This window comes from Acinetobacter sp. GG2, from assembly GCF_000292385.1.
In the GTDB taxonomy this organism is placed as follows: Bacteria; Pseudomonadota; Gammaproteobacteria; order Pseudomonadales; family Moraxellaceae; genus Acinetobacter; species Acinetobacter seifertii.
Genome location: NZ_ALOW01000040.1, coordinates 197388 through 219390, shown reverse-complemented (window position 1 = coordinate 219390; position 22003 = coordinate 197388). Strand labels below are relative to the sequence as shown.

Here is a 22003-nt window from a genome sequence, read left to right as displayed (position 1 = left end):
ACCCACCTACTTCAACTGTACACGTGGATCAACCACTTTGTAGACTAAATCAGCAATCAAGTTAAAAATCATGGTTGCAGCTGCAATGTAGACTGTAATTGCTTTAATCACAGGAAAATCACTTCGCTCAACTGCGATAATTACTTCTCGACCAATACCGGGAATACCAAAAAAACGTTCAATTAAAAATGCACCTATGAGCAACGCAGGCAAAGTCGCCATCACATCGGTAATAATAGGAATTGAGGCATTACGTAAAACATGCACACCTAAAATTCGGCTTTCACCTACACCTTTAGCACGTGCCGTTCTAACATAATCTTGGTTAATTTCATCAAGCACAAAACTACGGTATAAACGTAAAGTAGGTGCAATACTCACCACCAACATAATTAAAATTGGAAGTAAGGCGAACTTAAATAAATTATCTGTAAAATTATCGCTCCAGCCCTGCACTGGGAACCAACTTAACTGATAAGCCAGAACATATTGAAAAACAATAATATAAACCAAGATACTAATCGACATGCCAATGGTACATAACATCATGACCATACGATCTGTTAAAGAACCACGTACAGCCGACACAGCCAATGCCAAGCCAATTGAGATAACGGTTTGTAAAATAGTGAGTGGAATCAAAAGCGTTAGTGAAGGCCCCAAGCGGGTTAAAATAATTTGTGAAACCGGTTCTCCCGTACTCCAACTTGCACCATAGTCAAAAGTGAGAATCTGCTTAATAAAAATCCAGAGCTGAACGTAATAAGGCTGGTCTACCCCTAGCTGTTTACGAATGTTTTCAATCTGCTCAGGATTAGACATCTTACCTGCCAAAATATAAGCTGGATCTCCACCTACCCAGTTAAAAAGAATAAAGATAAACAGTACTACTCCCAACATGGTTGGAATCATCTGCCATAACCGCCGAATAACATATGCCAGCATAGTGATAATTCCTTATTTAACCCGTTGTCCAGTAATTTCATTAAAGAATGCTTTATTGTCAGGATCACGACCAAGGAAATCTTTAACCAACTCAGCTGCCGGTTTTTGGCTACCTTGGGATAAAATCGTCTGACGGTAACGTTGCCCGACTTGTGGGTTATTAAGGTTGTCACCATAAGCAGAAAGCATGTCTAAAGCTAAAACCTCAGACCACATATAACCGTAGTAACCTGCTTGATAACCACCCATTAAGTGTCCAAACTGTCCAGGAAATTCTGTTGTTGGTACATATCCCAAGGCTGTAGCTGCTTCCATTTTTTGCCAAGTTTCTAAAGGTTTTACTTTTAAGGCATCAGCCGTATGAAGTGCCATATCGTACTGTGCATAAAGTGTCTGACGTGCATAACGTAAACCGCGCCCATAGTTATGTACTGCTTTTAAACGGGCAATTAATTCATCATCAACTCGTGGACATGCTGGATCACAATAATCAGCTACTTTAGACAAAGTTTCCTTACGGCGCGCCCACTCTTCATACATTTGAGATGGTGCTTCTACGAAATCACGCTCTACAGAAGTTCCAGACTGACTTGCATAACGGGTATTAGATAAAATGCCATGTAAGGCATGACCAAATTCATGAACAAAAGTTTCTAACTCGTCACTATTTAAACCTTTACGGTTAAAGTTTGTGACAAGTACTGACACGGGTAAGCGGTTAGTTAAAGTACTGCCACCATATACTCCCCAAACGGCAGCATGGCCATATTTCCCTTCGCGAGGGAATTTATCCATATATAGAGCACCCAGAAGCTTTCCTGTCTTTTTATCGACTACATCGTAATACTCAACTTCGCTTTGCCATGCTTTAACTTTGACAGGTTTAAAATCAATACCATAAAGGTCAGATGAAATTGCAAATAACCATTTTTGTGCCGCTAAAGTCGGGAAATAATCACGAAGCTTTTCCTGATCAATTTGATATTTGCTCTTACGCAGTTTCTCACTCCAGTAAGCTTCACTCCAACGTGTTATCTCGGTTTTATCTAATGGTGTTTTTAAAGTTTGTGCTTTAAATGCGCGGAGCTCTTCTACTTCTTTGCGCTCAAGTGGTGCCACCGTTTTTTGTACTTCTGCCAAAAACTGATTTACAGCTTCGGGCGTTTTTGCCATACGGTCCTTTAACGCCCAATCTGCATAACTTGCTTTTCCAAATAACTGCGCCAGTTCATAACGTAAATCTATTGCTTGTTTGAGTAATTTTAAGTTTTGTTCAGTACCACGTCGTGTAAAGGCGATTTGATATCTTTTTCGGGCATCATCATTATCTGCCAGTTCCATAAATGGGCGATATTCAGGATACTCAAAACCTAATAGATAGTTACCTTTGCCATTTTTCTTTAACCCTGAAATATAACTTTCCGGCAGACCTTTCATCTCTTCAGGCGTAAATTCAAGTTTTTCAGGGTTATCACGAATATTACGGCTATATTCTTGTTCGAGTTTAGTCAATTCATCCAGAATGGCTTTCATTCTTGCACGTTTTGCTGGTTCTAATTGGACCCCCGTGTCTTCAAACTGATCCAAAATATCCTGACGGTATTTTTTATCAATAGGATCAGTCGATTTTGTATTTTTAATTACGTTATATAATTTTGAGTTTTGAAATATATCGGTATGTAACTGATTAATTTTGATTTCGCAGTCTTCTGCTGCTTTACGTAATTTCGCATCTGGATCTACATTACTATATAAACCGACAGGTCCTGAAAAATCTTCAAGATGAGCAAAAATTTTGTCCCACTTTGCTAATATCGGAGCGGCGGTAGCATCGGTTTTAACAGGTGTTTTTTCAAAGTTTGAAATCTCTTGCTGGATTTTTTTTAAATTAGAATCACACCATGCTGGGAGTTGCTCTGCTTTAAGTAATGGTAAGGTTGCACGTGTTGTCTCTGCCGATGCAAATTGACTTATACCTATCGTCAACATACATAATGTAGTCATTTTCAGTGTGTTATTTTTCATCGTATCTCCAATTTTTTTCATTTAATGATTAGATTTCGTATTTGTATCAATATCGAAGTACATCCATTCAGCATGTAAAATCGGATGCTTCTTATATCCAATGATTCGTGGTTGAGCCAACATATTTCTATAACGTGCATACAACACTTGCACTGGCATATACACTTCTAACAAACGTGTCATTTTTCGATAAATCACATCTCGTTCTGGGCCAGGCTTAACCTGTTGAGACTGACGATATAATTGATCAAACTCTGGTATTGAACCGCAAGACCAGTTGGTCATATGAGTGTTCGGGCCATAAAAATTCTGCATAAAATTATCCCCATCTGGATAATCGGCAATCCATGCAGAGGAACCAAACATTCCATCACACTGTTTTTGCGCCCGAATGAGATCTGAAAAGAGCATTGGTTTGTAAACCATACGAATATTCAAACTGTCAAAGTTCTTTTTCCAAAGCTCAGCGCTTTGCTGACCAATACTGTCATTGCGCGCCATATATTCAATAACAAGGGGCTTACCATTTGGTTGTGTACGCCAACCTGATGCATCTTTTTTATAGTTATATTTATCTAATAATAAATTTGCTGCTTTGACCGAATATGGGGTACTGCTTCTATATTGAGGTTCAGCCCCTACTACACCTGGCGGAACTGGAAAATGTAGACGCTCAGCATCACTATTACGTACTAATTTAATTTCTTGATCTATTGAACGAGACATTGCAATTGCACGGCGTAAAGCAATTTTTTCTTTACTCATCCCTCCAACAACCGGATTTTTAAGATTCCAATAGTTATAACTAATTTCCGGATCAACAATACGAGATAAATGCACCCCCTCTTTTGCAAGCTCAGGACTTAATTTACCGTCTTTAATCGCTTTCGAGACTAATTGCCCTTCAAGTTGAATAATATCAACTTCACCACGCTGGAATGCCAACCATCGTGACTGGTTTTCTTCCATTACCTGAATATCAATTGTGCCGATTTGAGGCATTTGTTTACCTTTGAGGCGTTTTACAATTGCTTGGTCCTCAGCACTACTGGCTACAAAGTTCCAAGTAAAACCGCGATAATCAGGATTCGCTTTTAAAACAATACGCGAAGCAGGCAACCACTTACTGAGCATATAAGGTCCTGTCCCTACTGGATGCCCCATAACAAAGCCAGATTTATCTTTATATTTTTCGATAACTTCACGTGCTACAGCCCCTGTAGGGTCATGTGCTAGTAATAAAGGAAAGTTATAATCAGGCTTTACTAACCGAATAACCAAGGTGTATTTATCAGGTGTTTGTAAACCGCTCACACTTTGATCGTAGTTAAACTTTCCTGTTTTACTGGCTGATTGTACTAACGCATCCATACCCTCAATTTTGTTCTCCAACAACCAGCTATTTGGCGAACGTAAATTTGGGTCCAATAGACGCTTAAAAGAGTATGCATAATCGTAAGCCGTTAACTCTCTAGGTTTACCTTTAAAAACAGGGTCCGGCGTAAAATAAATACCTTTTTTAATGTGAATAGTATAAGTCAGGCCATCTGCACTCACTTCTGGCATAGCGGTTGCGATTTGCGGAATAAGCTTTGCTGGCCTTGCTAAATAATCGTAGGTATATAAAGTTTCAAATATCGACGTGGTTACATGTGCCGAATATAAGTCATGGATATACGCTGGGTCGAAACCTGTTTCAGCTGTCGGAAACGTATAATGTAGAACTTTATTTGGATCGGCTGGGCTTTTTGCAAAAATAGTCGTGTTACCCGTTAATGCCATACTGACAAATAATAGACCTACACTACAGTGCTTGAGCTTTTGTTTTAAATTTTCAGTCATGATGATCTTTATCTAAAATTATTTTTTAATAGGGGTAATATCAAGATATTGCCAGTTTGTATTCATCATAGGGTGAGGTTTAAAACCCTGAACTTGTGGGCGTATCAACCAATTACGAATTCGAGTTACATGAATAATCCAAGGATTATCAGCTTCTATCTGGCGATTAAGCTTTTCATAATATGGTAGACGTTGTTGCGGTGGTAAATGAATGGCCTGAGTGTAAAGAGCATCATATGTTTTAGACTGATAACACGCATGGTTCCCTTGCCCAGCATTTGGTCCATATAGTAATTGTGCAAAATTATCTCCTTCTGGATAGTCAGCAATCCATGCCCCACTCCACATCATATATTTACATTGAGTTGCGGCTTTTAAGTTATCTGCAAAATTACTTACTTTAAAATCAGCACGAATGCCTATCGCATCTAGATTTTTTTTCCAAAGTTCAGCATGAATAACGGATGCTGAGCTATTCTCATTGTTAATTTTTAAAACTAAAGGCTTGCCATTTGGTAAGGTCCGATAGCCATCAGCCCCTTTTTTATAACCATAATAATCAAGTAATTTATTTGCTAGAACTGGATTGTACCCAACACTACTTTTATATTTTGGGTTATATCCATTTACACCTTCAGGTATAAACATTTCTGCTCTGACAGCCTGACCTTTATATGCCTGTTTTATGCTTTCTTTTTGATCATAAGCTAAAGTAATTGCTCGACGAAGCGCTATTTTTTCAGGACTAAAACCACCAATGACAGGGTCTCGCATATTCATCATGGTATAAGTAATTTCAGGTTCTTTATATGGGAAATGTTTAATGCCTCTTTTCTGAAAAGAAGCTTTAAGTTGATTGCCATCTAAAGCTTGCGGAACTGCATCTGCTGTAAGTCTATCAAAATCTAATTGACCAGACTGGAAAGCTAACCATCGTGACTGTTGCTCTTCAATAATACTAACCACCACCTTGCCAATTTGTGGCATTTTCTTTCCAGACATTTCCTTAACAAGTTGGTTATCCCAAGGGGCTCCTGTGGACTTAAAGTTCCAAACAAAACCACGATAATCAGGGTTGGCAACCAACTCGACCTTACTTCTTGGAACATATTTACTTAGCATGTAAGGTCCGGTACCTACAGGGTGCATACCAATACGGTCACCATAATAATCAACAACCTCTTTGGCAACACCGCTAAATGTAATATAGGCAAGGATATAAGGAAAATTAAAGTCTTGGCGAGTTAAAGTAAATTGTAGAGTATAGCGATCTAGTGCTTTAAGCCCTGCAATTGGTGCAGCATAATCAAATTTTCCTGTTTTTTTTGCTTGAGCTATCACTGCATCGGCACCCACCAATTTTCCATCCAGAAAAGAAACGGAAGGCGCTCTGTTTTTAGGGTCTAAAATACGTTTAATTGCATAGACATAGTCTTCAGCTACCAACTCGCGGCGTTTACCTTTAAATGCGGGATCATCTGTAAAATAAATACCTGGCTTAATTTTAAATATATAAACTTTACCGTCTTGTTCAACCTTAGGCATGCTTTCAGCCGTATAAGGAACCAGTTGTACTGGACGTGCCAAATAATCGTATTTGAGTAGAGGTTCAAAAATAGCTTCTGCAATACTTGCGCTATAAAAATTGTTGGTTTTAACCATGTCAAAACCATCATCTGGTGCTTCATAGGCAACATGCAAAATCTTGTTGGGTTGTGCTGGCGTAATTGCGTAGGCACATGGAACTGATGTAATAGCCAAACTTAAAACGGCGAGCTTAAAAAATTTTAATTTCAAGTTCATATCCACATAACTAATTTTTTTAAAAGACATTAACCTTTTGAGTAACATCTAAATCTGCATAAGAAAAGTTCTTTTTCAGCAGATAGGCCTATTTGGGATTTGTAATTTACTTTCCTTTATCATCATTTTTATTTGATCAAATGGAAAAAATAAACTTAAGCACCCAGTGTTTGTAACTACTGAATATAAAGCGAATTTCATGCCATCTATTGGCAATCATCATAAAATATTCGAGATTATTAGAAATTCATATTTTTATTAGGTACTTAAATTCATTTGAACTATATAAATAAAAGTCACTTTTTGCCAAATATTATATTTGCATAAGTTAATCATTGAACACCTTAAATGCACAATAAAAATACACAAATGTATCATTATGAATCACAAAAAAGCATGCATACAAAATTACTAATTTCAACTTAATACACTAATATTATTAAAAATATTAGAAATAAATAATTATTAAAAATAGTATAACATTACATACAAGAAAGTTCTAAAACAGCACATTTTTCTGTATTAAACATGTGAAGAATCTAGCAATGTATATTTTTTATACAAATTTATTTGGAACTTTTAGCCACCATTGAAAAAATTACCAAATGGAAAACTTTTTATCCCTATAAAAAAACAAAAGCACTGTTCGCAACCATAATAAAATCAATATTTATCAATATCTTGCATAAACTAAAAAAAGAAAAATATATAGTTGGCACTTGCTTTGCTTAAAAACTTTCCAGCAATATCGCTAACTACAACAAAAAGGGATCAAATCCACGATGAAAAAAAAATACAATGTTCGATCTCAGGTAACCCCCAAGATCGGCAAGACAATACTTAAATTAAGTACCCTTAGTTTAAGCATGATGTGTCTTACCATGGCACAAGCAGCAGAAACAGAACAATCAAGCAATGATGATAAACCGGCAAAAGTCGTAAAAGTTGCCGTTACAGGTTCTTCAATCAAAGGTGTTGCAGCACAAAGTGCTTCTCCTATTACGGTTGTGAAAGTTGATGAAATTTTAAAACAAGGCGTAACATCAACTGAAGAAGCCTTAGCCAAGATTAGTGCAAACCAATCAAACTTCGTAACTGCTAGCAATGTGGGCGCTAGTAAAACTGTGGGGTCAGCAGCAAACCTGAGAGCTTTAGGCGCTAACAAGACACTTATTTTGCTGAATGGTCGTAGATTAGCTGCTAATGCATATGATAGTGGGGTGACAAACTTAAATATTATTCCACTCGCCATGTTAGACCGTATTGAAGTTTTACGTGATGGTGCTTCTTCCATTTATGGAACAGATGCAATCGGTGGGGTTATCAACTTCATTACTAAAAAGCAGTTTACGGGTCTTAACCTAACCGCTGGATATCAAAAACCAGAAGAAAAAGGTGGAGATCAACAAGACTATAGCATTTTCGGCGGTTTTGGTGACTTAGAAGAAAATGGCTATAACGTTTTTGGAGTTGTCGATTACCGAAAAGGCGATGATGTCATGGCTCAAGATCGCAAAGTTAGTCGACGCGGAGGCATATTACCTGAATTAGGAATCCATAAAAATAGTAGTGGCTCATTCCCTGCCAATGTACCTGGATTAGGTAATCCCTATGCATCTACAGGTTGTGGTAATAACCCTCTAGTAGAGACTGATGGTCAAATTTGTAAATATAATAGCCAAGCAGTAATTGGTATTGTTCCAAAAACTGAAGATATTTCAGCTATGGGTCGAGCTACTTTTAAATTGAATGATAACTTTAATGCGATTGCAGAATACTTATATGCAAGAAATGAGATCACCACTTCAGTTGCACCAGATGTATTTTTTGATTTGACCCTTGATCCTAGTAGTAAATATTATCCAGGAAATGGCATAACTCCTGCTCTAGCTGGTGCTACAGGACCTATTCCATTATATCTACGTTCACAATCAGGTAATCGTGTAAGTAATAGTATTAACCAGTCACATAGACTATTTGCCGGTATTGAGGGTGAAACACACGGTTGGGATATTAATTCAGGCGTTACTTATGCACATAGTAGTGCATCAGATGCTGTAGTAAATGGCTATTTAAACTTTGACAAAACACAAGAAGCTTTAAACAATGGTATTTTAAACCCATTCGGGACGCAAAACCCTGAAGATGCCAATGTATGGAACCAGTTAGGTGTTGAAGGCAAGTATTTAAAAGCAAACCTAGATACAACTACTGTCGATTTCACAGCAAGTCGACCTATATTTAAATTACCAGCAGGAGATGTTGGCTTCGCCATTGGAGCAAGCTATCGTTATGAAGATTGGACTTCAAAAGTCGTTACTGATGTTGCCCGAGTTGCCCCTAGTACCGGTGTTGATCCTGATGAACCAGTAAATAAGGGTGATCGTAATATAAAATCGGTATTTACCGAATTTCATATCCCTCTCCATAAAACTTTAGAGGCTCAAATCGCTGCTCGTTATGATGATTACAGTGACTTTGGCGATACCTTTAATCCAAAATTTGCACTTCGTTGGGAACCTATTAAACAATTAATGTTCCGTACGACTTATAGTACAGGCTTCAGAGCTCCAACACTTTGGGAAGTGAATGGACCAAACTCCGTAACCAATACTGGTGGATACTATTATGATCCCGTACTCTGCCCTGGGAATGACTTAAAACCGGGTGGTGTAAGAGAACGTGATTGTAATATGCAATTTGATAGACAAAATGGGGGAAATAAAACTCTAGATCCGGAAGAGTCAAAGTCTTTTACTGCTGGCTTAGTATTTGAACCAATTAAAAATTTAGCCTTTACTCTCGACTATTTCAATATTGAAGTAGACAAGCAAATTGCTACACTTTCGGAAACTGCTATTTTTGATGACCCAGTGAAATATGCAGACAAATTTGTACGTAATCCTGATGGCTCATTAGATTATATTATTACAACACAACAAAATTTAGGTGGAATTAAAACCTCCGGTTTCGATGTGGGCTTAAGTTGGGTTTCTCCAATGACTGCTACAGGTCGATTTGGTTTCAATATTGATGGGACATATGTCACAGATTACAAATATCAATCTGAACCAGATGGTGACTGGAAAGGTGTTGCAGGCACTTATAGTGGCCTAGACTACCAAGCTATTATTCTTCGCTGGAAACATACCGCCAATGTGAACTGGAACTATGAGAATTGGGCTTTAAACCTACAACAAAACTTCTCACGCGGCTATGAAGATCAAAATTCAAGTTCTACTGTTAAGGCAGGTTATCGAAATCACAAAGTGAGCGACTATACAACCTACAATATTTCAGGCACATATAAAGGCTTTAAAAATCTAGAAGTTACAGCAGGTATTAAGAATATCTTTGATGAAGACCCTCCTGCTTCAAATGTTGGTGACAACTTCCAAATGGGATATGACCCACGTTACGCAGATCCTTTAGGACGTACTTACTTTGTACGAGGTACATATAAGTTCTAAATGGTTGTTCTGCAAATGTAACAACAGTTAGTTTGCAGAACAAATACTCATTCTTAGCCAAACAGTCATTTTAAAAATTGTTTGTCTACAGTTTCAGGAGTAACTATGGGCATGACTTTTACAGACATAGAAAATAAATCTCCCAAACGCCTTATTGGTATTGCCGCAGTACTTTTTCTGCATCTTCTTGTTGCCTATATTCTGATGTCAGGTTTAGCAAACAATATTCAAAAACCAGCAGAAAAACCTGTGGAATTACAAATTATTCAGGATATTAAACCGCCTCCACCACCAAAACCAGAGGAGCCGAAACCTAAGGAAAAACCACCTGAGCCGCCAAAAATGGTGGAAAAAGTTGCCAAGGTTCCTGAGCCTACTAAACAGGTTGAGAAAGTTGTAACTCCTGTGCAAAAAACCACTCCAATAGCTCAACCAACTAAAGTTGCGACTCCTGCTCCAGCAGCACCGGCTGCACCTAGTGCACCATCACCAAGTCCAGTTGCGGCACCTGCTCCAACTGCGGCTGCTCCAGCACCTAAACCAGCTGGTGTAACTCGTGGTGTTTCAGAAGGTTCCGCAGGTTGTGAAAAACCAGAGTATCCACGTGAAGCACTTATGAATGAAGAACAAGGGACAGTGCGCATACGTGTTTTAGTTGATACTTCCGGCAAGGTTATTGATGCCAAAGTAAAAAAATCGAGTGGCAGCAAAACCTTAGATAAAGCAGCAACTAAAGCTTACAGCCTATGTACATTCAAACCAGCAATGAAAGATGGTGTGCCTCAGCAGGACTGGTATGAAATTGAATATCCTTTCGTAATTGAATGAACAAATTGAATTAATCAGAAATTAAAAATATTGGAGAAAATATGATGAAAAAATCAACTCAAGCGCTAGTACGTTTCGCTTCTGCAAGCCTAATCGCAGCTTGCTCACTGCTCCCATTAAGTACAGCTTTTGCAGAAGAAACGAGCAATACTCCTGTTGCAACCGCAACGACTGAAGCAACCTCAAACTCAAGCACACCGACTCCACCGCCAAAGCCTGCAACGAGTGAAACCGTTAAAAACCCTTATGGTTTAGAAGCACTTTGGCGTGAAGGTGATTTAGTTGCAAAATCTACCCTATTCATATTAGTACTTATGTCTATCGGTACATGGTACATCATCGTTTCTAAACTATTACAACAAGGAAAAGTTAAACGACAAGGAAAAGAAGCTGAAAGACATTTCTGGGAAGCTACTTCTCTTGATAATGCTGCTGAAGGTTTAGAACAAAGTAGCGCTTATCGATTTATTGCAGAAAAAGGAATTAACTCAACTAAGTCACACGGCGGTTCGTTACTTGAACGCATTGACTTCAATACGTGGGTAAGCATTTCAATACAACGTTCAATTGAAAAAGTACAAAACCACTTAAGTGGAGGTTTAGCCTTTTTAGCAACAGTTGGATCTACAGCCCCTTTCGTAGGTCTATTCGGAACAGTATGGGGAATCTATCACGCGTTAACAGCTATCGGGATTTCAGGACAGGCATCTATTGATAAAGTTGCAGGTCCAGTTGGTGAAGCACTGATTATGACAGCTATTGGTCTTGCAGTCGCAGTACCGGCTGTACTTGGTTATAACTGGTTGACTCGTCGCAATAAAGCAGTGATGGAAAACGTACGTTCATTTGGTTCAGATTTACATGCAGTTTTATTAAGCGGAGAAATTAATACTAATAATTCAGTTAACCGCAGCATTAAATAATCAGGAGCAAACATTATGAGTATGAGTGTTGGTTCTGAAGATGAAGACGAAATGATTGGAACAATTAACACGACTCCTCTGGTGGACGTCATGTTAGTTTTACTTATTATTTTCCTAATTACCATTCCAGTAGTTACACATACAGTACCTGTGAAACTACCTGAAGAAAAAAATACGCCGTACGCAACTACGCCTGAAAATATTCAACTCTCAGTCAATAAGAAAGGAGATATTTTCTGGAATGAAAGTTATGTACCAAATAAAGAAATTTTATTAGCGAAATTACAGGCTGTGGCGCAAAAAAGACCGCAGCCAGAGGTACATATTCGAGGAGATCAGCTTACCCATTTTGAAGCGATAGATCAGGTCATTAGTACAACCAAACAAGCTGGTATTGGCAAAATTGCCTTTGTTACTACCCCTCCAGCCTCCCCATAACTATTTTTAAGGAGAATCTTATGGGTATGAATGTCGGTTCAAATAATGATGACGATGTGATGTTAGAAGTCAACATGACACCGCTTATTGATGTCATGTTGGTACTCATTATCATGTTTATTATTACCATACCTGCACCAAACAACGCGATTAATATTAATTTGCCAAATGGCACACCGCCACCAACAAATGAAAAACCTCCAGAAGTGATTGATGTAAGAATTGATGCAACAGGCAAAGTATTTTGGAATAACCAACAAGTTTCTGATCGCAAAGCACTAGAAACTTTATTTCAAGGTGTTGTTGGCAAAAAAGATCAAGATCAAATCAAACTCAAACCAGACCAGATGGCTGAATATAAAAATGTAGCGATGGTGATGGCTACAGCACAGCGTTTAGGTGTCACTAAAATTGGAATTGTAAGCAGTAACTAATATTACTTTTCAATCTATTTAACTCTATTAACTCCTGCGCTAACTTGAATCTTCAGTTAGCGTTTTTTTTGAACTGAAATATTCAAGCCTCACCAATAGAATATACATTTGGTGCAACATAATCTTTTTGAGATTCATGCAATGACAACTTTGCACATAAAATCCAATTTTCACAATTAAGATCTTTTAAATTAATCAATCTCAAAACCTTTTAGCTATAAATTCCCTTTCTATAAGCACAAAACATACGGAAAATAAAAAAGCCTCCGAAGAGGCTTTTTTATAACAGGTTTAAATTAGTCACCTGTATAACCTTTTAACTTTAAACGAGCAGCGTGTAGTAACGGTTCAGTATAACCTGAAGGCTGTTCACAACCTTTAAAGATAAGATCTGAAGCTGCTTGGAAAGCAATATTTGTTTCAAAGTTAGCTGCCATTGGCTTATACAATGGGTCATTCGCATTTTGCTCATCAACAATTTTTGCCATGCGTTTAAGCACTTCTTCAACTTGTTCACGAGTCACAATACCGTGACGTAACCAGTTCGCAACGTGTTGAGAAGAAATACGTAATGTTGCACGGTCCTCCATTAAACCTACGTTGTTAATATCAGGAACTTTTGAACAACCCACACCTAAGTCAACCCAACGAACAACGTAACCTAGAATACCTTGGCAGTTATTTTCAAGTTCATTGTTGATCTCTTCTGCTGACCAGTTTGTTTCTGGCGCAAATGGAGGAGTTAATAAGTCATCTAATGACAACATTTCTTCAGCTTTTAACTGATCTTGACGTGCTTTTACATTTACTTGATGGTAATGCATTGCATGAAGTACCGCACCAGTTGGTGATGGAACCCAAGCACATGAAGCACCAGCATTTGGATGAGCAGCTTTAGTTGCTAACATATCTTTCATGCTATCTGGTTTTGGCCACATTCCTTTACCAATTTGAGCTTTACCTTGTAAACCACATTTCAAGCCAATTGCAACGTTACGGTTTTCATAAGCGGCAATCCATTTTTGTGTTTTAACCGCTTCTTTACGAACAACTGGTGCAGCTTCCATAGAAGTATGGATTTCATCACCTGTACGGTCCATGAAACCAGTGTTAATAAAGATAGTACGGTCTTTTGCAGCAGCAATACAGTTTTTCAAGTTTACAGATGTACGGCGTTCTTCATCCATAATACCGATTTTTAGAGATTTCGCGGGTAAACCTAGTGCTTGCTCAGCGCGTTCAAATAATTCAACAGCAAAAGCAACTTCTTCTGGACCATGCATTTTTGGCTTAACAATATACATAGATCCTTTACGAGAGTTTTTATTTTCGTTCGTACTACGGATATCAGCAACTGATAACAATGGAGTTACCAATGCATCCATAATACCTTCGAAAATTTCTTCACCATCTACCAAAATAGCTGGATTCGTCATTAAGTGACCTACGTTACGAAGTAACATAAGTGAACGACCATGAAGTTTTGTTGTTCCACCAATTAAGTTTTTAATTTCGCGGTCTTTGCTTAACGCACGGACAATTGTTTTACCATTCTTTTCGATAGATTCTTGAAGTGTACCCTTCATTAAACCTAACCAGTTACGGTAACCTTCAACTTTTTCTTCAGCATCTACAGCTGCAACAGAGTCTTCAAGGTCTTGAATCGTCGTAACCGCAGCTTCAAGTGTTAAATCTTTAACACCCGCTAAATCAGTTTGACCAATTGGGCTATTTGCATCGATTTCAATAATGACATGCAAACCATTACTTAAAAGTACAACTTCTGAAGGATTTGTCTCTTCACCATTAAAACCAACGAACTGAGCTTCATGAGCTAAACCTGTTTGAGTACCATCTTTTAAAGTCACAACAAGTTTATTTTGCTCAATTGCATATTTAGTTGCATCTGCGTGTGAGCCTTGTGCAAGTGGGAAAACTTCATTTAAGAAGTTTTTAGCAAACTCAATTACTTTAGCACCACGTACAGGGTTATATCCTTTCCCTTTTTCAGCACCACCTTCTTCTGAAATTACGTCAAAGCCGTAAAGTGCATCATATAAAGAACCCCAACGTGCGTTTGCTGCATTTAAGCAATAACGTGCATTACGTACAGGTACTACTAACTGCGGCCCTGCTAATAATGCAATTTCTTCGTCTACATTTTCAGTTGTGATCTGGAAATCTTCAACTTCTGGTAATAAATAACCAATTTCAGTTAAAAACGCTTTATAAGCACCTAATTCAAATTTGTTATTACGGTGCCATTCATCAATTTTTGCTTGTAATTCATCACGCTTAGCCAATAACGCTTTATTTTTTGGGCTAAGATCGACAACAACTTGCTCAAAGTTCTTCCAGTAAGTTTCACTATCTAAACCAGAACCTGGTAAAGCTTCATTTTCGATAAAATCGTAAAGTTCTTTAGCAATCGCTAACTTGCCTTTTTGAATACGTGCAGTCATTGTCTTTCCTGAAGTTGCTACTTTTTATACCAAGAGAAACCTAGTATACCGATTTAAATTAAGCTGAATACTAATATCACATTCCTAAATAGTAAGCATTTTCCCTTGCAAAACTATTGACAAAGATAAATTTTTCTATATAGGAAAATATTAAAATTCTAACTAGGTTTCTCAACAATTTATTCAATATTTAAAAATACTGAAACTAGACTTTTTGTTAACAAACAAAAAATTTCAGTATCTGATTTTTCTAAAGCGTATTTAGTTATATCAAACTTTAAGCTGTGAAAAAGCACTATTTAATTAAATTTATCAATTTTTTGTTATAAAAAAAGCGCTCTATTTAGAGCGCTTTTCACAACTATCTTCTTAAGAAGTTTTGGCTTCATCAATTTGTCGGTGTTCTGAATGCAAATAATCATCTGACTGCATTTCCAACAAACGAGAACGCGTACGCTCAATTTCAAAAGCTAATTTCTCGCCTTGATAGATATCAATGATACTATCTTGAGAAGTTAAGAGTAATTTCACGCCACGGTCATAAAACTCATCGACTAGATAAATAAATCGACGCGTTCCTTCTGACAAGAAGTCGGTTAAGTGCGGAACATTGCTGACTAGAACTGTATTATAAATATTAGCAATTTCAATAAAATCTGCTGGGCTACGCGGCTTTAAACAAAGTTCAGAAAACTCACACCATAAAACATCTTCGGTGTGACCTAGCGTTTCAACAACACGGTTATTGATCACAATTGGTTCTTGAGAATTTGCTTGCGTATGCGTTAAGGCAGTATAACGCTCAGATATCCAACTTTGCGCTTCATTACCTAAAGGCGATTTGAACAATTGAGCTTGTTTCAAAACACGTAAACGGTAATCTACGCCCGCATCTACATTTAAAACAGCACAATTCTTCTTAACCATTTCAATGGTAGGTATAAAACGGTCGCGATGAATTCCATTTTTATATAAACCGTCTGGTGCAATATTCGAAGTAGCAATCAGTGTTACTCCACGAACAAATAACTTCTGGAATAAATCACTCAAGATCATTGCATCTGTTACGTTTGAAACGAAAAACTCATCGAAACAAATAACAACAGCATCTTTATAAATTTGATCAGCCACGATATCGAGTGGATTACGTTGACCAGAAAGTTTATTTAATTCTTTATGAACGTGTTGCATAAAGTGATGGAAATGCATACGTGTTTTACGACGAAATGGCACAGACTCATAAAATTGGTCCATTAACCAAGTTTTTCCTCGACCTACACCACCCCACATATACACGCCTTTTGGAGAGGTTTGACGGCGGAAGCGACGGAAAGCTTTCTTAGAAGCTTTATAGCGGTTTAAAAGTTCCTTCCAAACACGATCTAATTCTTGCACTGCCTGTGCTTGTGCTTCATCTGCCATAAACTGGCCTGAAGCCAATGCCTCAGCATAGCGCTCTGCTGGGGAAGAAGGAGTAAAAGCAGTACTATGAGAAGATTTTAAATTTAACATATCATTTTATTTCAATTTTAACTGAAGAGAGTATAGCGAACATTTTGTCCGACCACATTAGCTTTTAGCATCAAGAGTTATGCTCAGTAAAACTCTTTTCCATATTGCCGAGGACTCTGCCCAAACCATCTTTTAAACGCATGATTAAAAGCTGCAGGTTCAGAATAGCCAAGCGACTCAGCAATAACTTCTATTGAATATTCTTTATATTCCATAAGTTTAAGCGCCTTATTCTTAATAATCTGTTCACGAATTTGTTTATAACTCGTATTAAGCTGCTGCAATTGATGCCTTAATGTCCTTTCAGGCATTTTTAAAGCGAAAGCGGTTTCCGCCATGCTCGGGATAATTCCTTGTTGTAGCTCTAGATAATCTTGCACATATTGAATAATGGGTGGTATTTGATGATCTTGCTCATTTAATCGTTTTATTTCTTTAATACATTTAGCTTCATAGATACGATGAGTAATGATATCCGCTGAAGGAACTTTTATTTCAAGCACATTCTTACTTAGGCTAAATGCTGCATGTGTAGAATTAAAATGCAGATCATCTCCATAATATGAGAAATATTGAGCAACGGTATCTGTATTATTTGGTTTGGGAAATGGCAAATCTATACGCATAAGAGGCATTGTTAAGCCCATCATGGTGTAAATATCTTGAATAAATTTATAAGTCCCTGAAATTTCACACTGGGCACGAAGCAAACCAATCTCTGTTTTTAAGTCGACAGGTAAATAGTTCAGAATGATGTGATTTTCAGTTTCTTGTAAACTTAAAGTACCAAATAAATGAGTGAGTTTTTGATACTGTATGCCTTTTTCCAATGCAGTTTGTATATCTTGGCTTGTTACAAGTAGCATTAATAACGGACCATAACCTGCTAATGCATAGTGCTGCCCGATGAACAAACCTTTTTCAGGATCAACATTTTCACTAATAATTTGTTGAATATCCCACTCTAAACTATCGTGAATTGTTGAACTTGGATCCAAAGAATCTACTTTAATGCCTATATTAGCCAAACGTGAGTCGACATCAATGCCCGCATTGCGCATTCCTTGAATTAAATAGATTAAACCAAGTGCCGATCGTTTCATTCTTCTATCAATTTCCCTAGACTGAAATGTTTTACTATAAAGAAGTAATAAAATTAATTGCCGAATATATCAATTTTCACGTCGGTACAATCATGTTTAAACTGATCAAAAAACGTTAGTCTTTCCTGCAATCCTCTTTACGGTATATGCAGGGTTTACAATGCACAGTGCAAAACAAAACGCTATTCAAAAAACTAAAATCGCAATTATTGGTGCTGGATTCGGTGGCCTTGCAATGGCTATTCGTCTATTACAGAACAAGCAAACCGATTTTCTTATTTTAGAAAAATCTAATGATGTCGGTGGAACTTGGCGCGAAAACCGCTATCCAGGAGCTGCATGTGACGTTCAGTCGCATATGTATTCTTTATCTTTTGCACCTAAAACTGACTGGTCAAAACGCTATGCAGAAGCACCAGAAATTTTTGACTATATTCAAGATATAACTCATAAATATCAAATTAAAAACTACTGTAAGTTTAATCATGAAGTTACTCATGTTCAGTATGATGAAACTCGCCATGTATGGACGTTAGACTTTACAAACCAACCTTCTCTCGAAGCACAATTTGTAGTATTTGCTTCTGGGCCCTTACATATTCCACAAATTCCTCATATTCATGGTATCGAAAAGTTTAAAGGTAAGGTATTTCATTCATCACAATGGGAACATAACTATAACCTTATAGGTAAATCAGTTGCCTCTATTGGTACAGGTGGTAGTGCAATTCAATATATTCCAGAAATTGCAAAAGATGTTAAACAACTATATGTGTTTCAAAGAACAGCCGCATGGGTGATTCCAAGAGATGAGCGCAAATACTCAAGCTTAAGTAAAGCCCTATTTAAAACGTCTAATCTTTATAGACAAATTCATCGCAGTCGCCTTTATTGGAGTAACGAATCACGCGTTGTGCCAATTGTTCAGCCACAAATCATGAAATATGGGCAAAAATTAGCTGAGGCTTTTATACGTTTCCAAGTCAAAGATAAAGAATTAGCTAAAAAACTTACACCAGACTTTGTAATGGGTTGTAAACGCATTCTTATTTCAAATAAATACTTTCCGACATTTAACCGTAAAAATGTTGAATTAGTGACAGATGGTATTCAAGAAATTAAAGAGCACAGCATTATCACAAAAGATGGAAAAGAAAGACCTATCGATTGTCTGATTTATGGGACTGGTTTTATTACCGACCCACGTATTTATTTAAAACATTTTACTTGTATTGGTCGTAACCAAATTGAATTAAAACAAGCTTGGAAAGATGGTGCAGAAAGTTATTATGGCATTATGACCAAAAATTTTCCTAATTTATTCCAACTCGTTGGGCCAAATACTGTTTTAGGTCATAACTCAGTTATTTTTATGATTGAGTCACAAGTTAATTATATTTTACAGCTGATTGAACTTGTCGATAAATCTGGTCAACACGCGATAGAAATTAAACCGGAAGTCCAAGATGCTTTCAATGAAAGAATACAGAAACAACTTCAAGGGACAGTATGGCAAGCTGGGGGCTGTAATAGCTGGTATCAGGCTGCCGATGGAAAGAACTTTTCCTTATGGCCAACTTACACTTGGAAGTATTGGCTAGAAACCCGTAAAGTGAATACCAAAGATTATTTGTTGCTAAATAAATACTCTAAAAACTATGCAGCATAAAATGTTCAATGCATAATAGATAGGTTGATAACAATCTATCTATTATATGCAATCTGTTAGCCTCATTATTCAAATTTTTATTGTCATAGCTTTTGGCTACTTTTTAGGCCCTAAACTTTCGTTAAATATTCGAAAATTTATTTTCAAAGTTTTGCCCTATTTTTCTTATATTTTACTCACAAGTGTTGCTTTAGAATTAACTCTTGCGCTTGATCAAATTAACAATCCTTCTACCATACTGCCACCTGCCCTATTAATTGCAGTCACGACATCATTCGGTTCCTTTTTTACATGTTTATTAGCGTATACAGTTTTTGATAAAGAAAGTGTAAAAGGAAAAATTTCACTTCAACTTTTTATAAATGCTTTAAAAAATATTGCGAAGGCATTTTTAGCTTTAGCTGCAGGTATCATTTTAGGTGTTTTTTTAACTCGATTAAATGTACATATTCCATTTAATAGCTGGTATTTGTTATTAGTTTTTATTTTTCTGATTGGTATCGAATTAGCTTTTACTCATTTTAATCGAACATGGTTAAGCTGGAAAATCCTTATTGTGCCATTGGCTGCTTTTATAGGTTCATGTATAGCTGGGTTTCTCAACTATTTCTTACTAGGTAACCATTTTACACTCAACGAAATGCTAGCCTTGGCTCAAGGCTATGGCTGGTATTCAATGTCGGGTATTTTATTTACACAGTTACATTCAGCCGAGTTAGGCGGAATTGCTTTACTTACAGATCTATTTAGAGAAATAGTGGCAATTTTACTAATGTATACAATGGGATGGCGTTTTCCACGTCCAGCAATATCAAGTGCTGGCGCTACCTCAATGGATGTAACATTAGCTATGGTAAAACAGTCATGTGGCACACATTATGTACCACATGCCATGATGAGCGGCCTACTTTTAAGCTTACTCGCTCCGCTTTTAATTACTGTGTTTTTAAACTTTTAAGCAATTGAAGCAAGAATTGATTTCAACATCTGAGTTGGATCTTCTGCTTTCGTAATTGGACGACCAATAACTAAATGAGTAGAACCATCAAGCATTGCTTGTTTTGGAGTCACAATACGTTTTTGGTCATCGGCATTGCTACCTTCTGGACGTATTCCTGGAGTAACTAAAGAAAAATCTTGTCCAATTAATTCACGGAGAATTTTAGCTTCTTGAGCAGAACAGACCACACCATCTAAACCACTGTCTTTGGTAAGTTTAGCCAATCTTTTAACTTGCTCTACAGGTTCGATATCTAAACCAATATCTTTTAAGTCCTCACGCCCCATTGAAGTTAAAACTGTTACTGCAATTAGCTGAGTTTGATAATTACCTGCCTTTAAGCGCTGTACACAGGTCTCCATCATTTTACGACCACCTGATGCATGTACGTTCACCATCCATACCCCCAAATCTGCTGCAGCACATACAGCTTGAGCAGTTGTATTAGGAATATCATGGAATTTTAAATCGAGGAAAACTTCGAAATTTTCATCTTGAAGTTTTTTTACAACAGATGGGCCTTCATGAGTAAAAAGCTCTTTACCTACTTTTACACGGCATAACGTAGGATCGAGTTGTTCAACAATTTTTAAAGCGTCATATTGGCTTTTAGCATCTAACGCAACAATGATACTCAAGAGACTTTCTTCCATCACATAAAATCAGCGCTATTATAATAGACAAGTCAGCTACTAATAAAGAAATCTATTGAGACAAGTTTTTGAATAAGAAAATATTGATTTTGAATTTATTTAGTAATTGAAATATAGAAATGAAAAATACTACTCTTTATAACTGGATAAAGAGTAGTATCAAAAATAATTATAACGGAGTAGAGTTTTTATCTTGCGGATAAATATCTACAACAGTTTTTTCATGTCTTACATTTGCAGCTGCTTCTGCCGCTGCCAATTGAGCAGTTTGAATTTGTTCTTTTCTCAAATGATCAATATCTTTACGAAGACGTTTGATTTCCCAGCCTTTTTGAAAGACTCGGAAAACTTGCACACCTAATAAAAGTCCAACCACAATTCCAAGCGCTAAGGTAAGCAACAATAATAGCCCTAAACGCATTGCTGGAACTTGAGTAAATAATAAATCAACAGGAAGTTCTGTTGGGTTCTGCAAAACGAGTGCTAAAGAATAGCCAAATAAAATAATGAGTAATGCAATTAGAATATAACGCATAGGCACCCCTTATGAGTTTTATTTATTTTCCAGATTCATTCACTGCATCACGTAGTGCTTTACCTGGTTTAAAGTGCGGAACCGCCTTTGCTGCAACATCAACTGACTTACCAGTTTTAGGGTTGCGACCAACTCTAGGTTCACGGTGATGTAAAGCAAAGCTACCAAAACCACGGATTTCAATACGGTTGTCCGTCGAAAGAGCTTCAATCATTTGATCAATCATGATTTTAACCGCTTCTTCCACCAAAGGTTCAGCCAAGTGTGGATTTTTTAGCGAAATGCGTTCGATTAAATCAGACTTATTAAGAGCTTCAGTAGTCATCTACGACCTCGTTATTTATTACTACTCTAAGTCGTT

Annotated in this window: 17 protein-coding genes and 1 pseudogene; 7 read left to right on the top strand and 11 right to left on the bottom strand. The window is 37.1% G+C overall.

Features of this window, described 5'->3' with window-relative positions; all coding sequences use genetic code 11:
• Window positions 1–6 precede the first annotated feature (6 nt).
• Genes B554_RS0117125 through B554_RS0117110 form a run of 4 tightly spaced genes read right to left on the bottom strand, consistent with a single transcriptional unit; the run spans window position 7 to window position 6621 of the window.
• Window positions 7–945 (bottom strand): ABC transporter permease, encoded by a 939-nt coding sequence (locus B554_RS0117125; protein ID WP_004709076.1) that lies wholly within the window; start codon window positions 943–945, stop codon window positions 7–9.
• 12 nt (window positions 946–957) lie between these two features.
• Window positions 958–2991: a M3 family metallopeptidase gene (locus tag B554_RS0117120; RefSeq protein ID WP_019459015.1), complete on the bottom strand. Its 2034-nt coding sequence runs from the start codon at window positions 2989–2991 to the stop codon at window positions 958–960.
• On the bottom strand, window positions 2992–4815 hold the full coding sequence (locus B554_RS0117115) for an ABC transporter substrate-binding protein (RefSeq protein WP_081400439.1): 1824 nt from the start codon (window positions 4813–4815) through the stop codon (window positions 2992–2994).
• Between the two features lie 15 nt (window positions 4816–4830).
• Complete coding sequence (locus tag B554_RS0117110; protein ID WP_081400451.1) at window positions 4831–6621, bottom strand: ABC transporter substrate-binding protein; 1791 nt, start codon at window positions 6619–6621, stop codon at window positions 4831–4833.
• Between the two features lie 776 nt (window positions 6622–7397).
• Between B554_RS0117110 and B554_RS0117105 the strand changes: the two genes are divergently transcribed.
• From B554_RS0117105 to B554_RS0117085, 5 genes are all read left to right on the top strand, one after another.
• Window positions 7398–10085 (top strand): TonB-dependent receptor, encoded by a 2688-nt coding sequence (locus tag B554_RS0117105; protein ID WP_019459012.1) that lies wholly within the window; start codon window positions 7398–7400, stop codon window positions 10083–10085.
• A 105-nt stretch (window positions 10086–10190) separates the two neighbouring features.
• Window positions 10191–10913 (top strand): energy transducer TonB, encoded by a 723-nt coding sequence (locus B554_RS0117100; RefSeq protein WP_019459011.1) that lies wholly within the window; start codon window positions 10191–10193, stop codon window positions 10911–10913.
• Window positions 10914–10954: 41 nt separating this feature from the next.
• Complete coding sequence (locus B554_RS0117095) at window positions 10955–11836, top strand: MotA/TolQ/ExbB proton channel family protein (protein ID WP_081400437.1); 882 nt, start codon at window positions 10955–10957, stop codon at window positions 11834–11836.
• Between the two features lie 15 nt (window positions 11837–11851).
• Window positions 11852–12274, top strand: coding sequence for an ExbD/TolR family protein (locus B554_RS0117090; RefSeq protein ID WP_019459009.1), 423 nt, complete (start codon window positions 11852–11854; stop codon window positions 12272–12274).
• Window positions 12275–12294: 20 nt separating this feature from the next.
• On the top strand, window positions 12295–12708 hold the full coding sequence (locus tag B554_RS0117085; protein ID WP_019459008.1) for an ExbD/TolR family protein: 414 nt from the start codon (window positions 12295–12297) through the stop codon (window positions 12706–12708).
• 85 nt (window positions 12709–12793) lie between these two features.
• Here the strand turns inward: B554_RS0117085 and B554_RS0117080 are convergent.
• From B554_RS0117080 to B554_RS0117065, 4 genes and pseudogenes are all read right to left on the bottom strand, one after another.
• A pseudogene (locus B554_RS0117080) lies at window positions 12794–12907 on the bottom strand (GNAT family N-acetyltransferase); the annotation flags it as partial.
• Window positions 12908–13004: 97 nt separating this feature from the next.
• Window positions 13005–15170 carry a malate synthase G gene (locus tag B554_RS0117075; RefSeq protein WP_019459006.1) on the bottom strand — a complete coding sequence of 722 codons (2166 nt, stop codon included), beginning with the start codon at window positions 15168–15170 and terminating at the stop codon, window positions 13005–13007.
• 369 nt (window positions 15171–15539) lie between these two features.
• The gene (gene zapE, locus B554_RS0117070) at window positions 15540–16682 is read right to left on the bottom strand and encodes a cell division protein ZapE (protein ID WP_019459005.1); all 1143 of its coding nucleotides are present in this window, start codon (window positions 16680–16682) and stop codon (window positions 15540–15542) included.
• A gap of 83 nt (window positions 16683–16765) precedes the next feature.
• Window positions 16766–17785: a helix-turn-helix domain-containing protein gene (locus B554_RS0117065; protein ID WP_019459004.1), complete on the bottom strand. Its 1020-nt coding sequence runs from the start codon at window positions 17783–17785 to the stop codon at window positions 16766–16768.
• Between the two features lie 160 nt (window positions 17786–17945).
• Between B554_RS0117065 and B554_RS0117060 the strand changes: the two genes are divergently transcribed.
• Together B554_RS0117060 and B554_RS0117055 are read left to right on the top strand one after the other, a co-directional pair.
• Window positions 17946–19454: a flavin-containing monooxygenase gene (locus B554_RS0117060; protein WP_019459003.1), complete on the top strand. Its 1509-nt coding sequence runs from the start codon at window positions 17946–17948 to the stop codon at window positions 19452–19454.
• 46 nt (window positions 19455–19500) lie between these two features.
• On the top strand, window positions 19501–20412 hold the full coding sequence (locus B554_RS0117055) for a lysine exporter LysO family protein (RefSeq protein ID WP_019459002.1): 912 nt from the start codon (window positions 19501–19503) through the stop codon (window positions 20410–20412).
• Here B554_RS0117055 and pyrF read toward each other — a convergent pair.
• The 3 genes from pyrF to B554_RS0117040 all read right to left on the bottom strand — a co-directional run bounded on the left by pyrF (window position 20409) and on the right by B554_RS0117040 (window position 21967).
• A complete protein-coding gene (gene pyrF, locus B554_RS0117050; protein WP_025465262.1) occupies window positions 20409–21107 on the bottom strand; it encodes an orotidine-5'-phosphate decarboxylase in 699 nt (232 codons plus the stop codon). The genes B554_RS0117055 and pyrF overlap by 4 nt on opposite strands.
• Window positions 21108–21276: 169 nt before the next feature.
• Window positions 21277–21642, bottom strand: a complete 366-nt coding sequence (locus B554_RS0117045) for a lipopolysaccharide assembly protein LapA domain-containing protein (protein WP_004701960.1) — start codon at window positions 21640–21642, stop codon at window positions 21277–21279.
• 22 nt (window positions 21643–21664) lie between these two features.
• Window positions 21665–21967, bottom strand: coding sequence for an integration host factor subunit beta (locus B554_RS0117040; protein ID WP_004701961.1), 303 nt, complete (start codon window positions 21965–21967; stop codon window positions 21665–21667).
• Between the last annotated feature and the right edge of the window lie 36 nt (window positions 21968–22003).

What these genes read in the sequence shown, in the direction of transcription:
- B554_RS0117055 (WP_019459002.1), top strand. Translation starts at nt 19,501, where the DNA reads ATGCAATCTGTTAGCCTCATTATTCAAATTTTTATTGTCATAGCTTTT.
- zapE (WP_019459005.1), bottom strand. Translation starts at nt 16,682, where the DNA reads ATGTTAAATTTAAAATCTTCTCATAGTACTGCTTTTACTCCTTCTTCC.
- B554_RS0117095 (WP_081400437.1), top strand. Translation starts at nt 10,955, where the DNA reads ATGATGAAAAAATCAACTCAAGCGCTAGTACGTTTCGCTTCTGCAAGC.
- B554_RS0117085 (WP_019459008.1), top strand. Translation starts at nt 12,295, where the DNA reads ATGGGTATGAATGTCGGTTCAAATAATGATGACGATGTGATGTTAGAA.
- pyrF (WP_025465262.1), bottom strand. Translation starts at nt 21,107, where the DNA reads ATGGAAGAAAGTCTCTTGAGTATCATTGTTGCGTTAGATGCTAAAAGC.
- B554_RS0117065 (WP_019459004.1), bottom strand. Translation starts at nt 17,785, where the DNA reads ATGAAACGATCGGCACTTGGTTTAATCTATTTAATTCAAGGAATGCGC.
- B554_RS0117120 (WP_019459015.1), bottom strand. Translation starts at nt 2,991, where the DNA reads ATGAAAAAAATTGGAGATACGATGAAAAATAACACACTGAAAATGACT.
- B554_RS0117125 (WP_004709076.1), bottom strand. Translation starts at nt 945, where the DNA reads ATGCTGGCATATGTTATTCGGCGGTTATGGCAGATGATTCCAACCATG.
- B554_RS0117045 (WP_004701960.1), bottom strand. Translation starts at nt 21,642, where the DNA reads ATGCGTTATATTCTAATTGCATTACTCATTATTTTATTTGGCTATTCT.
- B554_RS0117075 (WP_019459006.1), bottom strand. Translation starts at nt 15,170, where the DNA reads ATGACTGCACGTATTCAAAAAGGCAAGTTAGCGATTGCTAAAGAACTT.
- B554_RS0117090 (WP_019459009.1), top strand. Translation starts at nt 11,852, where the DNA reads ATGAGTATGAGTGTTGGTTCTGAAGATGAAGACGAAATGATTGGAACA.
- B554_RS0117100 (WP_019459011.1), top strand. Translation starts at nt 10,191, where the DNA reads ATGGGCATGACTTTTACAGACATAGAAAATAAATCTCCCAAACGCCTT.
- B554_RS0117060 (WP_019459003.1), top strand. Translation starts at nt 17,946, where the DNA reads ATGCACAGTGCAAAACAAAACGCTATTCAAAAAACTAAAATCGCAATT.
- B554_RS0117040 (WP_004701961.1), bottom strand. Translation starts at nt 21,967, where the DNA reads ATGACTACTGAAGCTCTTAATAAGTCTGATTTAATCGAACGCATTTCG.
- B554_RS0117105 (WP_019459012.1), top strand. Translation starts at nt 7,398, where the DNA reads ATGAAAAAAAAATACAATGTTCGATCTCAGGTAACCCCCAAGATCGGC.